At 64.9% G+C, this 12233-nt stretch carries 12 protein-coding genes and 1 tRNA gene; 6 read left to right on the top strand and 7 right to left on the bottom strand.

Annotated elements, in window-relative coordinates; translation table 11 throughout:
- Positions 1 to 29 precede the first annotated feature (29 nt).
- Positions 30 to 1436, top strand: coding sequence for an NAD(P)-dependent oxidoreductase (locus tag ACVMIM_RS00690; RefSeq protein ID WP_476109778.1), 1407 nt, complete (start codon positions 30 to 32; stop codon positions 1434 to 1436).
- Between the two features lie 46 nt (positions 1437 to 1482).
- On the opposite strand, the gene ACVMIM_RS00685 is transcribed toward ACVMIM_RS00690, so the two are convergent.
- Positions 1483 to 1560: transfer RNA gene (locus ACVMIM_RS00685), tRNA-Arg, on the bottom strand.
- Between the two features lie 144 nt (positions 1561 to 1704).
- On the bottom strand, positions 1705 to 2868 hold the full coding sequence (locus tag ACVMIM_RS00680) for a M20 aminoacylase family protein (protein ID WP_040998661.1): 1164 nt from the start codon (positions 2866 to 2868) through the stop codon (positions 1705 to 1707).
- A gap of 231 nt (positions 2869 to 3099) precedes the next feature.
- Here ACVMIM_RS00680 and ACVMIM_RS00675 point away from each other — a divergent pair, with 231 nt between their 5' ends.
- A complete protein-coding gene (locus tag ACVMIM_RS00675; RefSeq protein WP_476109776.1) occupies positions 3100 to 4263 on the top strand; it encodes a D-alanyl-D-alanine carboxypeptidase family protein in 1164 nt (387 codons plus the stop codon).
- An 8-nt stretch (positions 4264 to 4271) separates the two neighbouring features.
- Entirely contained in the window at positions 4272 to 5378 is a 1107-nt protein-coding gene (locus ACVMIM_RS00670; protein ID WP_476109775.1) for a CobW family GTP-binding protein, read from the top strand.
- Between the two features lie 18 nt (positions 5379 to 5396).
- Here the strand turns inward: ACVMIM_RS00670 and ACVMIM_RS00665 are convergent, their stop codons facing one another.
- The 5 genes from ACVMIM_RS00665 to ACVMIM_RS00645 all read right to left on the bottom strand — a co-directional run bounded on the left by ACVMIM_RS00665 (position 5397) and on the right by ACVMIM_RS00645 (position 9359).
- Entirely contained in the window at positions 5397 to 5648 is a 252-nt protein-coding gene (locus ACVMIM_RS00665) for a sulfurtransferase TusA family protein (RefSeq protein WP_278051384.1), read from the bottom strand.
- 66 nt (positions 5649 to 5714) lie between these two features.
- Positions 5715 to 7010 carry a L,D-transpeptidase family protein gene (locus tag ACVMIM_RS00660; RefSeq protein WP_476109773.1) on the bottom strand — a complete coding sequence of 432 codons (1296 nt, stop codon included), beginning with the start codon at positions 7008 to 7010 and terminating at the stop codon, positions 5715 to 5717.
- Positions 7011 to 7219: 209 nt separating this feature from the next.
- A complete protein-coding gene (locus ACVMIM_RS00655) occupies positions 7220 to 8170 on the bottom strand; it encodes an acetyl-CoA carboxylase carboxyltransferase subunit alpha (RefSeq protein WP_040998652.1) in 951 nt (316 codons plus the stop codon).
- A 101-nt stretch (positions 8171 to 8271) separates the two neighbouring features.
- Positions 8272 to 9186 carry a site-specific tyrosine recombinase XerD gene (locus ACVMIM_RS00650; protein ID WP_476109771.1) on the bottom strand — a complete coding sequence of 305 codons (915 nt, stop codon included), beginning with the start codon at positions 9184 to 9186 and terminating at the stop codon, positions 8272 to 8274.
- A complete protein-coding gene (locus ACVMIM_RS00645; protein WP_040998648.1) occupies positions 9183 to 9359 on the bottom strand; it encodes a hypothetical protein in 177 nt (58 codons plus the stop codon). Before ACVMIM_RS00645 ends, ACVMIM_RS00650 begins: the two co-directional genes overlap by 4 nt.
- 189 nt (positions 9360 to 9548) lie before the next feature.
- Here ACVMIM_RS00645 and ACVMIM_RS00640 point away from each other — a divergent pair, with 189 nt between their 5' ends.
- From ACVMIM_RS00640 to ACVMIM_RS00630, 3 genes are read left to right on the top strand one after another with little or no spacing between them, the layout of a single operon-like run.
- The gene (locus ACVMIM_RS00640) at positions 9549 to 10178 is read left to right on the top strand and encodes a shikimate kinase (RefSeq protein ID WP_476109769.1); all 630 of its coding nucleotides are present in this window, start codon (positions 9549 to 9551) and stop codon (positions 10176 to 10178) included.
- Positions 10175 to 11320, top strand: a complete 1146-nt coding sequence (gene aroB / locus ACVMIM_RS00635; protein WP_476109767.1) for a 3-dehydroquinate synthase — start codon at positions 10175 to 10177, stop codon at positions 11318 to 11320. The genes ACVMIM_RS00640 and aroB overlap by 4 nt, the downstream gene beginning before the upstream one ends.
- Positions 11317 to 12213 carry an HlyC/CorC family transporter gene (locus ACVMIM_RS00630; RefSeq protein ID WP_476109765.1) on the top strand — a complete coding sequence of 299 codons (897 nt, stop codon included), beginning with the start codon at positions 11317 to 11319 and terminating at the stop codon, positions 12211 to 12213. The genes aroB and ACVMIM_RS00630 overlap by 4 nt, the downstream gene beginning before the upstream one ends.
- The last annotated feature ends 20 nt before the right edge of the window (positions 12214 to 12233 follow it).

Raw genomic sequence — 12233 nt, 5'->3', positions numbered from 1 at the left:
TGGAGACAGTTGCAGGGAAACGACGCGTCATGACATCAGCCAATATTCTGATCTGCGATTTTGTCGGGCTGCGCTTTGGCGCGGACGGCAATCCCGACCACAGTGAGGTCAGGGCTTATATCGAAGCCAAGGGTGGCGTGTTCCACCAGACAGGCATCGCCAAGGCCGGCGTCCTCGACCCCGGCAGGCTGCATTTCTTCTACCAACCGCAATTGAGCACGCGCGAGGAATTGTTGGCTGAGGCCAGCGATGGCCGCTACGACGCCGTCATCGCCGCCGCGACGTTCGTTCCGGCCGAGGCCAGGTTTCGCCTCGGCGGCGTGCGCATCGGCGCCGGCACCGGCAATATGGGGTCGGCATCCTGGGGCGGAGGCAGTGGCGAAGGCGGCGAGGCGCCGTTGATGAACACGCCCGGCATCAACAGCCGCGCCACCGCGCAAATGGCCATGAAGGCGCTGCTGAAAGTCAGGCCGGATCTTCCCGTGGGCAAGCTCAACAGCCTGGTCGCCGGCGGGCAGTTCGATACGGGAAAGGACCTGCGCCATTACCCGACCGAGAAGCTCGAAGGCAAAAGGCTGGCCGTGATCGGCTATGGCAATATCGGCCGGGAATTCGCCAGGTTGGGGCAGGCCTTCGGCATGCGGGTCACCATTTATGCGCGGCCCCGCCACCGGAAGTGGATCGAGCTGGAAGGCTTCGATTATGCCGCAAGCATGGTGGATGCGGCGCGCGGCGCGGACGTGCTTTCGGTCCATCTGGGCCTGGGTGCCTTCGATGCCGGCCAGCAACGATACGCCAATGCCGGACTGATCGGAGACGAGGTGCTTTCCGTTCTCAACCACGGCGCCGTGCTCATCAACTATGACCGCGGCGAGTTGGTCGACGTGGCGGCGCTGGAGCGCGCGCTGGCGTCGGGGCGCATCTCCCATGCGGCGATCGATGCGGATCTGTTCAATGACGGCGGTACGGTTTCGGGACCGATGCTGCCCTATCTCAAGCTGGTCGAAGCCTATGGCCAGCGTTTGGAACTTCTCCCCCATGCCGCGGCCGATACCGATCATCCCTCCCGCGTCGCGGGCGCCAAGCAGGCCGTCGATCAGATCTACGCCGCCATCGTCGAGCACCGCGTTCACAATCTGAAAGGGTCGCTGCCTCCGGGCTTCGTCGACATGGGAGCGAAAGTCCCGCCCGGCATCGGCGGCATCGATCCTCGGCAATTGGCGGCGCTGGCCGACGATAAGGCCGTGGCCGCCGATCTCGCCCGGTCGAGCGCTGCCGTCGCCGCGTTCTGGGAACGCATGCAGGCTGCGTCCGAGCAGGAACGACCGGCAGTGATCGCTTCCGGAGGCGAAGCGTTCGCCGAGGCCGCGAACCGCCTCTCCACACTTCTGCGCAGGCACCATCTTTCGGGGCCGTTCACGTCAGGATCGCTCTGACGCCGCCCACCGTGCGGCGATCTGCTCGCCAACCCCTTGAAAAGCTTGGTGATCACCGACAGGAATCGAACCTGTGACCTACAGATTAGGAATCTGCCGCTCTATCCTACTGAGCTACGGGACCACGCGGCCCGACACATAAACGCTTCGGGCCGGTTCGCCAAGGGGCATGCTGACCCCCCCTCAGGCTGCAACTCATCTCGGCAAGGCCGAACGGCCGACCGGCCGAGCGGTATGACGGACGCTTGCCGCCTTCGCGCGCAGGCGCTCAGGCGGCCAGCGCGGTTTCGGCCAGCTTCACCCAGTAGCTCATGCCGTGCGGGATGACCTCGTCGTTGAAATCGTAGGCCGGGTGATGCAGGCCGGCCGAGTCGCCGTTGCCGATGAAGATGAAGGCGCCGGGACGGGCTTCCAGCATATAGGAGAAATCCTCGCCGCCCATCACCGGCTGGATGGCGCGGTGGACATGGCTGTCGCCGGCGATATCGGCGGCGACATCGCCCGCAAACGCGGTTTCCTCGGCATGGTTGAAGGTGACAGGATAATTGGCGTCGTAATCGACGTCGATGGTGGCGCCGAAGGCCGCGGCGAGGCCGGCGCAGAGCGCGCGGATGCGCTCTTCCGACTTCTTGGCCACTTCCTTCTTCAGCGTGCGCACGGTGCCGGCGATCTCGGCGCTTTCGGGAATGACGTTATAGGCGTCGCCGGCGTGGAACTTCGTCACCGATACCACAACGGCCTCGACCGGATCGGTGCTGCGCGAGGCGATGGTCTGCAGTGCGCCAACCAGCTGGCTGGCGATGACAATTGGGTCGATCGTGCCGTGCGGCATCGCGGCATGGCCGCCGCGGCCCCTGACCGTGATGGTGAATTCGGCCGTCGCGGCCATGATCGGGCCGGGCTTGATGGCGAACTGGCCGACCGGCAGGCCCGGCATATTGTGCATGCCGAACACTTTCTCGATGCCGAAGCGCTCCATCATGCCGTCCTTGACCATCTCGTTGCCGCCGCCGCCGCCTTCCTCGGCCGGCTGGAAGATCACCGCCACGGTGCCGGCGAAGTTGCGCGTCTCGGCAAGATATTTGGCGGCGCCCAAGAGCATCGCGGTATGGCCGTCATGGCCGCAGGCATGCATCTTGCCGCGCACGGTCGAGGCCCATGGCTTGCCGGTGATCTCGTCGATCGGCAGCGCGTCCATGTCGGCGCGCAGCCCGATCGTCGGGCCATCGCCCTTGCGGCCGCGGATGATGCCCACGACGCCCGTCTTGCCCAGCCCCGTCACCACGTCGTCGCAGCCGAAGGCCTTCAGCTTCTCAGTGACGAAGGCGGCGGTCTGGAACACGTCGAAATTCAGCTCCGGTGTCTGGTGCAGATGCCGTCGCCAGCCGGCGACTTCTTCCTGCATTTGCGCGGCTCGGTTCAGAATCGGCATGATCGTTCCATCTCTTGATTGATTGGCGGCAGTCGGTTCAGAGCCGATGCTCAGCAATCGTGATTGTCAATTGTGATGTCTAGCACTTTGCCATTTTGGCGACACATAGGGTAAATAGCACCGCAACAATGCGGTCCGGGGCGAGGGTCGGCCCGCATTATGCTGGCGATGAGTAACGAAATCTTACGGAGCCAGTGGCGATTACGGCAAGAGGCGATTTCGGATTTGATCATGCGGCAAAGGCATTTCCTCAACCTGTTGCTGGCAGGCGCGCTGGCGATTGCGGCCTTTGCCGGCGCGGCTCGAGCCAACCCGGTCGTGCTTTTCGACCTCAAAAGCGGGTCCATTCTGGAGCATCAGGACGCGTTCAAGCGCTGGTATCCGGCCTCTCTCAGCAAGCTGATGACGGCCTATGTCGCCTTCCGCGCGATCCAGGCCGGCGAGGTAGCGCTCGATTCGCCGATCAAAGTGACGAAGCATTCGGCCGGCGAGCCGCCGAGCAAAATGGGCTTCAAGCCCGGCTCGGTGATGCGGCTCGACAATGCGCTGAAGATGATGCTGGTCAAGTCGGCCAACGACATCGCCATGGCCGTCGGCGAGAATATCGGCGGATCGCAGGCCGCGTTTGCCGACCGCATGAACGCCGAGGCGGCGCGGCTCGGCATGGTCGGCACGCATTTCGTCAACCCGAACGGGCTTTTCTCGCCCGAGCAATATACGACCGCCCGCGACCTGGCGGTGCTGGTGACGGCGCTGCGCAATGATTTTCCGCAATATGCCCCGTGGTTCTCGATCGAAGGCCTCGCCGTCGGCAAGAAGGCTCTCCCGAATTACAACCTGCTGATCGGGCGCTATCCGGGCGCCGACGGCATGAAGACCGGTTTCGTCTGCTCGTCGGGCTTCAACATGATCGGCTCGGCAACGCGCAACGGGCGCACCCTGGTGGCCGTGGTGCTGGGCGAGAGATCGGCGATCAGCCGCGCCGAAGCGGCGGCAAAGCTGCTCGACAAGGGTTTCGACATGCCCGCCGCCACTTCGACCACGCTTGCGATGCTCAAGCCCTATGGCGACACGCTGTCGCCCAACGACATGCATGACGAGATCTGCAAGAAGAAGCCGAAGGAGGAGCAGTCCGAGGCTGCTCCCGAGGTCGCGGCCAAGGGCAGGCCGAAATCGCCCTATCAGGTAAAGCTTGAGCACCCGACGCTCATCGCCGTCGGCCTGGGTGGCGCCACAGGGCCGGCGCCCAAGGCGTTCGTCGATCAGGCCGATCAGAACTATGCCGATGTGCCGCTGCCGAGCTGGCGGCCAGACAGGCCGGCGCCGGCCGGCGCCGAGCCGGTGGCAACCGCCGCCGCAGGGGCGCAGGGCGACCAACCAGCCAAGGCCAACTGAGCTGCGTCATGGGTAGCGGCTTTCCCATTCCCGTTTCGGTGCTCACCGGTTTTCTCGGCGCCGGCAAGACGACGCTGCTCAACCGGCGGCTCAAGGATCCGGCGCTTGCCGACACGGCGGTGATCATCAACGAGTTCGGCGAGGTGGCGATCGACCATCTTTTGGTCGAGCAGGCGTCCGACGGCATCATCCAGCTTTCCGACGGCTGCCTGTGCTGCACGGTGCGCGGCGACCTCGTCGACACGCTCGCCGACATCGTCGACCGGCTGCAGACCGGCCGTATCGCGAAACTGGCCCGTGTCGTCGTCGAGACGACGGGCCTGGCCGATCCGGCGCCGGTGCTGCAGTCGATCATGGCGCACCCGGCGCTGGTGCAGGCTTTCCGGCTCGACGGCGTCATCACGCTGGTCGACGCCGTCAATGGCCAGGCAACCCTCGATGCCCATGTCGAGGCGGTGAAACAGGCGGCGGTGGCCGACCGCATCGTGCTGACCAAGACCGACCTTGCCGACGCGGCCGAGGTCGAGGCGTTGCGGGCGAGGCTGAGGCAGATCAATCCGGGCGCCCTCCTGCTCGACGTCAACGAGGCCGGCACGGGCGCCGCGGCGCTGTTCAATTGCGGTCTCTATGACCCTCAGACCAAGTCCGCCGACGTGCGGCGCTGGCTTGGTGAAGAGGCGGCGCATGATCATGATCATCATCACCATGACGGCGATCATGATCACCACCATCACGAGCATCGCCACGACACCCGGGTGCGCACGCACTCGCTCGTCCATGACGGCCCGGTGCCGTTCTCGGCGATCGAGATGTTCCTCGATCTTCTGCGCTCGACGCATGGCGAAAAGCTCTTGCGCATGAAGGGCGTCATCGAGCTCGCGGAGGATCCGTCGCGGCCGCTGGTCATCCACGGCGTGCAGAAGATCCTGCATCCGCCGGCGAGGCTGCCGGCCTGGCCGGACGGCCAGCGCGGCACCAGGCTGGTGCTGATCACGCTCGACATGCCGGACGATTACATCCAGCGGCTGTTCGCCGCCTTCACCAACAAGCCGTCAATCGACACGCCGGACCGGGCGGCGCTCGAAGCCAATCCGCTGGCAATAGCCGGGTTGTAGGCCGACAACGACGCCGGCTCAGGCCGCGCTGCCGCGCTCGACCAGGAAACGATGGCCGCCCGTGACCGCGGCCGTTTCGACCAACTGGTGACCGGCATCGGCGCAGAAGGCCGGGATATCGATGACCGCGAGCGGATCGGTGGTTTCCAGCCAAAGCCGGCTGCCGGGCCGCATTGCAGCAAGCCGCTTGCGGGCTTTCAGCACCGGCAGCGGGCAGTTCAGCCCCTTGAGATCGTAGATGGCCGGCGGCTTCGCCTTTTGTTCAGGCATGTCCTGATCCCAAACCGCCTTAGGTCAATGCCCGAGGGCATGCTTTGGGCGGGATGCATAAAGGTCTCAGCCGCCGAACATGCCGAGCAGCTTCTTCTTCAGTTTCGACACGGTGCCCTGATCGGCGTCGGCGGCCTGCACTTCCTGCGCCGGCTGGGCGGGCGCGGTTTCGACTCCGGCCGTGACGACCGGCTGCTGCGCCGCTTGCTTGGCGGCTTCCTTCTCGGCCAGGGCCTGCGCTTTGGCCTGTTCCTTGGCGGCCTTGGCCGCCGCGATCGCCGCCAGACGCTGCTCCTCGGCCTTGCGCTTGGCTTCCTTCTCCGCGTCGAGGGCGGCCATCTTGCGGCCAAGCGGGGAATCGATACGGCCCATGCGGGTGGTTTCCGTCACCGAGCCGTCGGCATTCATCGACGGCGGCTCGATCGGCACGCGCTCGCCGCGGGCGCGGCGCTTCGACCAGTCGGAAACGAGGCTGGCTTCCTTGATGCCGGCAATGGTCGGCTTCGGCGGCGGCGTGCTGGAATTGACAGCTGCCTTGAAGGCCGCGTCGTAGCGCTTTTCGTAGTCGGCATAGGCCGTTTTCAGCGAGTCAGGCTGCGTCGTCGCGGGGCAGGGGCCGGTCGGATCGAAGGTCGTGCCCTCCGGCGCCACCTGGTTGAAGACGTAGCGCTTCTCGCAAACGTCGACCTTCGGCGGCACCTTGGTGATCTCGAAATTGTCGTAGCCGACCTTCAACATCTTCCAGAACTCGTAGTTCGGGTCGTTGCGGTAGCGCGCCATGTTGGCGGCGGTCATGCGAAACGGAAAGGCCTGGATCTGGAACTCCGTCTGGCCACCCTCGAAGGCATCGCGGCCGAAGGCGTAGATCTGCTCGATCTGCGCGTCGGTCATCGAGTAGCAGCCGGACGACGAGCAGGCGCCGTGCACCATCAGGTTCTGGCCGGTACGGCCGTTGGCGCGGTCGTAGGCGTTGGGGAAGCCGATGTTGAAGGACAAATGGTAGTGCGAGCGCGGATTCATCTGCGAAGGACGAACCGTGTAGAAGCCTTCCGGCGCCTGGCGGTCACCCTCGGTGTATTTGGGGCCGAGCTTGCCCGACCATTTGCAGATGTCGTAGGTGGCGACGAGATCGTAGCGGCCATTGGTCTTGGCCTTCCAGATCTCGAGCTTGCCTTCCTCCTTGAAGATGCGGGCCATCACCGAGGAGGTGCGCACCATGCCCTTGGCCTTCATGTCGGCCAGGATCTTGTCCGGCAGCGGCTTGTTGGCCTCCGGCGCGAAATCCTTCATCGAGGAATCGTTGCAGCCGGCGACGCCGATGGCGGCGATCAGGACTCCGGTGCGGGCAAGCTTGGCAAACATCGATGCGGCTACGTCTCTTCTCTCGGGCCAACGGCTCTCGGCATGGCCGGGCCCGCAGGCTGAACACCAGTGGACCATAAGCCCGTTAACCTTGAAAATTCCTTACCGCAAGCCTTCGCAAACCCCTCACGGCAAATCCCATTGAGCCGAATCCGGCGGCATTTTTGTGGCAAAAATGCTCATCTTGGCCACAGTTGAACGTTGGCGGGTCAGAGACTGCGCCCCATCGCCAGGTATTTCTCGCGGCGCTGCTCGCGGAAATCGGTATTGGCGCCGGCAAAATCCTTCATCGTCCGGGCGATAAGATCGCCTGTGGAGGCAATCACCGTTTCCGGCGCGCGCTGGGCGCCGCCGATCGGCTCGGGGATGATGGCGTCGATGATCTTCATCTCGAGAAGATCCTGCGCGGTGATCTTCATGTTCGTCGCCGCGTCCTTCGAGCGGGTGGTGTCCCGCCACAGGATCGACGCCGCGCCCTCGGGCGAGATCACCGAATAGATGGCGTGCTCCAGCATGTAGACGCGATTGGCGGTGGCGATCGCGATGGCGCCGCCGGAGCCGCCTTCGCCGATAACCACCGAGATCGACGGCACCTTCAGCGAAAGGCAGGCCGAGGTCGAACGCGCGATCGCCTCGGCCTGGCCGCGCTCCTCGGCGCCGACGCCGGGATAGGCACCGGCCGTGTCGACCAGCGTCAAAAGTGGGATATTGAACCGGTCGGCCAGCTCCATCAGGCGCACGGCCTTGCGGTAGCCCTCCGGCCGCACCGAGCCGAAATTGTGCTTGATGCGGCTTGCCGTGTCGGAGCCCTTCTCCTGGCCGATGACCGCCACCGGCTCGCCGCGGAAGCGGGCGAAGCCGCCGACGATCGCCTGGTCGTCGCCGAAATTGCGGTCGCCGGCCAAAGGCGTGAAATCGGTGAACAGCCCTTTGATGTAGTCGACGCAATGCGGGCGATCGGGATGGCGCGCGACCTGCACCTTCTGCCAGGGGGTCAGCGCCTTATAGAGGTCGCGCAACGCGTCGCGCGAGCGCTTTTCCAGCCTGCTAATCTCTTCGCCGACATCGACCGCCTCGCCGTTCTCGGCAAGCTTCTTCAGCTCAAGGATCTTGAGCTCCAGATCCTGCACCGGCTTTTCGAAGTCGAGGTAGTTGTACATGCTTGAGCGGACCGATCCGTCGGAAGGCAAAATGGCTGGCGGAACCGCTGAAATGCCGGCTCCGGGCGGGGGAACGTCGCCCTCACATAGCGATATGAGGCCTAGTCGGCAAGCGGATGATGATCGTTGACCAGCCGCACCAGCCGCTCCTCCAGCACGTGGGTGTAGATCTGCGTGGTCGAGATATCGGCATGGCCGAGCAGTTGCTGAACGGCTCTGAGATCGGCGCCGTTCTGCAGCAGATGACTGGCAAAAGCATGGCGAAGCACATGCGGCGAGATCTTGGCTGCAGCTATCCCCGACCGCGCGGCCAAGCCCTTGAGATCGCGGGCGAAAACCTGCCGCGAGAGATGGCCGCTGTCGGAAGAGGCCGGAAACAGGAACGGGCTCTCGGCGAAGGCCGGCCGCCCGGCCCTGGCCGCAAGCCAGGCGCGCATGGCGGCGCGCGCCTTGGCCGAGAGCGGCACTATGCGTTCCTTGTCGCCCTTGCCGCGCACCATGAAGAAACGGTCGTCGCGCAGCGCCACCGTCACCGGCAGTCCGACCAGCTCCGACACGCGCAGCCCGGTGGCGTAAAGCACCTCGACCAGCGCGTGCAGGCGCAACGCCGCCAACCGGTCACCATCCGGTCCGGCTTCGGCCGCCTCCTGCGCCGCCCGGTCGAGCAGGCGGCCGATCTCGGCCTCGCTCATCGTCTTCGGCAACGGCCGGCCCTTGCGTGGGCTGTCCAGCGTGCCGGTCGGGTCATCGCCGCGCAGGCCTTCGGCATAGAGGAATTTGAAGAACTGCCGGATCGCCGACAATTTGCGCGCTTGCGAGGTCGGCGCGAAGCCCCGCGCTGCAATGTCGTCGAGATAGGCGCGAATGTCGGCCGATCCCGCGCCGGCAAGCCCGCCTTCGATCGCCTCGGAAGCGTCCTCCAGATCGCGGCGGTAGGACGAAAGCGTGTTTTCGGCCGCGCCCCGCTCGGCGCTCATCATTTCGAGGAAGGCTTCGATGCGGGCGGCGCTGCTCATCGGGCCGGGATTAGTGCTTCGTCGGTTTTCTTGGGGTTTAGTTTTTCGGCCGGAATACGGATGCTCATTTCCGCCTTTCTCGGCTCCACGAACATCGCCAAGGCGAACATCACGCCATAGGCAATGCCTGCTAGAACCGCCAGCGTCACGACGAAGCGAAACAAAGTCGGCATTCAATTTTCGCCCGTCTTGTTGTTCTGCGTTTCCAAAGCCCTGTGCCCTTATGGGACGCCAATCCAGGCAATTCAAGGACGAAGGATTCCGGTCGCTACAGGTTTTCCCGGAAAAGCTTCCTGGACCTTTGTCCGGCTGTGCTTGACGCAAACAGGCTTTTGATGTCGATACGGCGCAAAGAGGCCCCGATGAACGCTTTGCCACCCAATCCGACGGACGAAGGCCGTGCCGCGCTGATCGAAGCGCTCGGCAGCCGTTCGATCGTCTTCGTCGGGCTGATGGGAGCCGGCAAGACGGCGATCGGCCGCAAGGTGGCGACGATGCTTTCGCTGCCCTTCATGGACAGCGACCAGGAGATCGAAAGCGTCTCGCGCATGACGGTGCCGGAGCTGTTCGAGCGCTATGGCGAACCGGAATTCCGGGCGCTGGAGCAGCGCGTGATCCTGCGTCTGCTGGAGAACGGGCCGCAAGTGCTGTCGACCGGCGGCGGCGCCTTCATGAATGCGCAGACGCGCGAGGCGATTTCCGCGCATGGCGTATCGGTCTGGCTGAAGGCCGATCTGGACCTGTTGATGGAGCGCGTCTCCAAGAAGCAGAACCGGCCGCTGCTCAAGAATCCCGATCCGCGCGGCGTGCTGGAGAAGCTGATGGGCGAGCGCTATCCGGTCTATGCCACCGCCGACCTGACCGTGCCGACGCGCGACGACCGCAAGGAGATCATCGCCGGCGAAGTGGTCGCGGCGCTTTGCGCCCATCTCGGCGTCGAGGCGATCGCGACGGGCGCTACAGGCACCACAACCGACGAGGTGCAGTCGTGAGCCATGCCGAACCGGTAAAGGTCGAGGTCGGGCTCGACGACCGCGCCTATGACATCCTCATCGGCTCAGGCCTGCTCGCACGCTCCGGCGAAGAGATCGCGCGCCGCCTTCCCGGTACCCGCGCGGCCATCGTCACCGACGAGAACGTCGCCGCCGCGCATCTCGACGCGCTGAAGGCAGGGCTGGAGAAAGGCGGCATCCAGTCCGCCGTCATCACATTGCCGGCGGGCGAAAAGACCAAGAGTTTCGCCCATCTCGAGGAGGTGGTCGACGGCGTGCTGGCCGCAAAGCTCGAACGCCGCGACGTGGTGATCGCGCTCGGCGGCGGCGTCATCGGCGACCTTGCCGGCTTCGCTTCCGGCATCGTGCGGCGGGGCATGAATTTCGTGCAAATTCCGACCTCGCTCTTGGCGCAGGTCGATTCCTCGGTCGGCGGCAAGACCGGCATCAACAGCACGCGCGGCAAGAACCTTGTCGGCGTCTTCCACCAGCCCAGGCTGGTGCTCGCCGACACGGATGTGCTCGACACCCTGCCGGTCCGCGAGTTCCGCGCCGGCTATGCCGAGCTCGCCAAATACGGGCTGATCGATCGCCCGGCCTTCTTCGCCTGGCTGGAACAGAACTGGCGGGACGTTTTTGCGGGCGGTCCGGCGCGGGTCGAGGCGATCGCCGAGGCCTGCCGCGCCAAGGCCGACGTCGTCGCCCGCGACGAGTTCGAGACCGGCGACCGCGCGCTGCTCAATCTCGGCCACACATTCGGCCATGCGCTGGAAGCCGCCACCCAATATGATGGCGCGCGCCTCGTCCATGGCGAGGGCGTCGCCATCGGCATGGCGCTGGCGCATCGTTTTTCGGCGCGGCTCAACCTGGCGAGCCCGGACGACGCGGAACGCGTGGAGGCGCATTTGCGCGCCGTCGGCCTGCCCTGGCGGATGGCTGATATTCCGGGCGGGCTACCCGACGCCGAGACGCTGCTCGGCTTCATCACCCAGGACAAGAAAGTCTCGCGCGGCGCGCTGACCTTCATCCTGACGCGCGGCATCGGCCAGTCGTTCATCGCCAAGGACGTGCCGCCCTCGGAAGTGCTCTCCTTCCTCAAGCTGAGCCATCCCGGAAGGCTCAAAGTGAGCCATCCTAGATGACCGGCGCCGGCTGGATCGTCGCCGCCGTCCTCGCCGCCATCGTGCTTTTGGCGCTTCTGTTCCGCGCCCGCTTGCTTGCCGCTTGCGGCTACGCGCTGCGGCCGATCGAGCCGCCGCAGCGATCCGAGCGCAACGGCAAGGATGAAGACGGCGACGATGCCCGCCGCGAGGGCGCGGCTGCCGATGAGGAGCGCAACCGGCTCGAGGGCCTCTTCGAACTCGATGAGCTCGAAGTATCGGACGTCATGGTCCACCGCACCAATATGCGCTCGGTCAATGCCGACAATGCGCCCGAAGCGGTGGTGCGCGAGATCCTGCAGAGCCCGCACACCCGCATGCCGCTGTGGAAGGGCTCGCTCGACAACATCGTCGGCGTGCTGCATGCGAAGGATCTGCTGAGAGCCCTCAACGAGGTCGGCAACGACTTTTCGCGGATCGACGTCATGAAGATCGCGGCGAAGCCGTGGTTCGTGCCGGATACCACCACCTTGCAGGAACAGCTTAACGCCTTCCTGCGTCGCAAGACGCATTTCGCCATCGTTGTCGACGAGTATGGCGAGGTCGAAGGACTGGTGACGCTTGAAGACATTATCGAAGAGATCGTCGGCGAGATCGCCGACGAGCACGATATCGACATGCAGGGCGTAAAGAAGGAAGCCGACGGCTCGGTCGTCGTCGACGGCACGGTGCCGATTCGCGACCTGAACCGCGCGCTCGACTGGGACTTGCCCGACGAGGAGGCGACGACGATTGCCGGTCTCGTCATCCATGAGACGCAGTCGATCCCGGAGGAGAAGCAGGCTTTCACCTTCCACGGCAAGCGTTTCGTGGTGATGAAGCGCGACAAGAACCGCATTGCGAGGTTGAGGATCAGGCCCGCCGGCGAGGGCTGAGGCGACCTAAGGTACGAACA

This window comes from Mesorhizobium sp. USDA 4413 (assembly GCF_056280365.1).
The sequence above is the reverse complement of the archived record's forward strand: the minus strand, read 5'-3'. Positions and strand labels throughout refer to the sequence as shown.

Excerpts from the sequence above, each read along its gene's own strand:
- ACVMIM_RS00640 (WP_476109769.1), top strand. The coding sequence starts at position 9,549 with ATGAACGCTTTGCCACCCAATCCGACGGACGAAGGCCGTGCCGCGCTG.
- ACVMIM_RS00630 (WP_476109765.1), top strand. The coding sequence starts at position 11,317 with ATGACCGGCGCCGGCTGGATCGTCGCCGCCGTCCTCGCCGCCATCGTG.
- ACVMIM_RS00670 (WP_476109775.1), top strand. The coding sequence starts at position 4,272 with ATGGGTAGCGGCTTTCCCATTCCCGTTTCGGTGCTCACCGGTTTTCTC.
- ACVMIM_RS00665 (WP_278051384.1), bottom strand. The coding sequence starts at position 5,648 with ATGCCTGAACAAAAGGCGAAGCCGCCGGCCATCTACGATCTCAAGGGG.
- ACVMIM_RS00650 (WP_476109771.1), bottom strand. The coding sequence starts at position 9,186 with ATGAGCAGCGCCGCCCGCATCGAAGCCTTCCTCGAAATGATGAGCGCC.
- ACVMIM_RS00680 (WP_040998661.1), bottom strand. The coding sequence starts at position 2,868 with ATGCCGATTCTGAACCGAGCCGCGCAAATGCAGGAAGAAGTCGCCGGC.
- ACVMIM_RS00660 (WP_476109773.1), bottom strand. The coding sequence starts at position 7,010 with ATGTTTGCCAAGCTTGCCCGCACCGGAGTCCTGATCGCCGCCATCGGC.
- ACVMIM_RS00675 (WP_476109776.1), top strand. The coding sequence starts at position 3,100 with ATGCGGCAAAGGCATTTCCTCAACCTGTTGCTGGCAGGCGCGCTGGCG.
- ACVMIM_RS00645 (WP_040998648.1), bottom strand. The coding sequence starts at position 9,359 with ATGCCGACTTTGTTTCGCTTCGTCGTGACGCTGGCGGTTCTAGCAGGC.
- ACVMIM_RS00655 (WP_040998652.1), bottom strand. The coding sequence starts at position 8,170 with ATGTACAACTACCTCGACTTCGAAAAGCCGGTGCAGGATCTGGAGCTC.
- ACVMIM_RS00690 (WP_476109778.1), top strand. The coding sequence starts at position 30 with ATGACATCAGCCAATATTCTGATCTGCGATTTTGTCGGGCTGCGCTTT.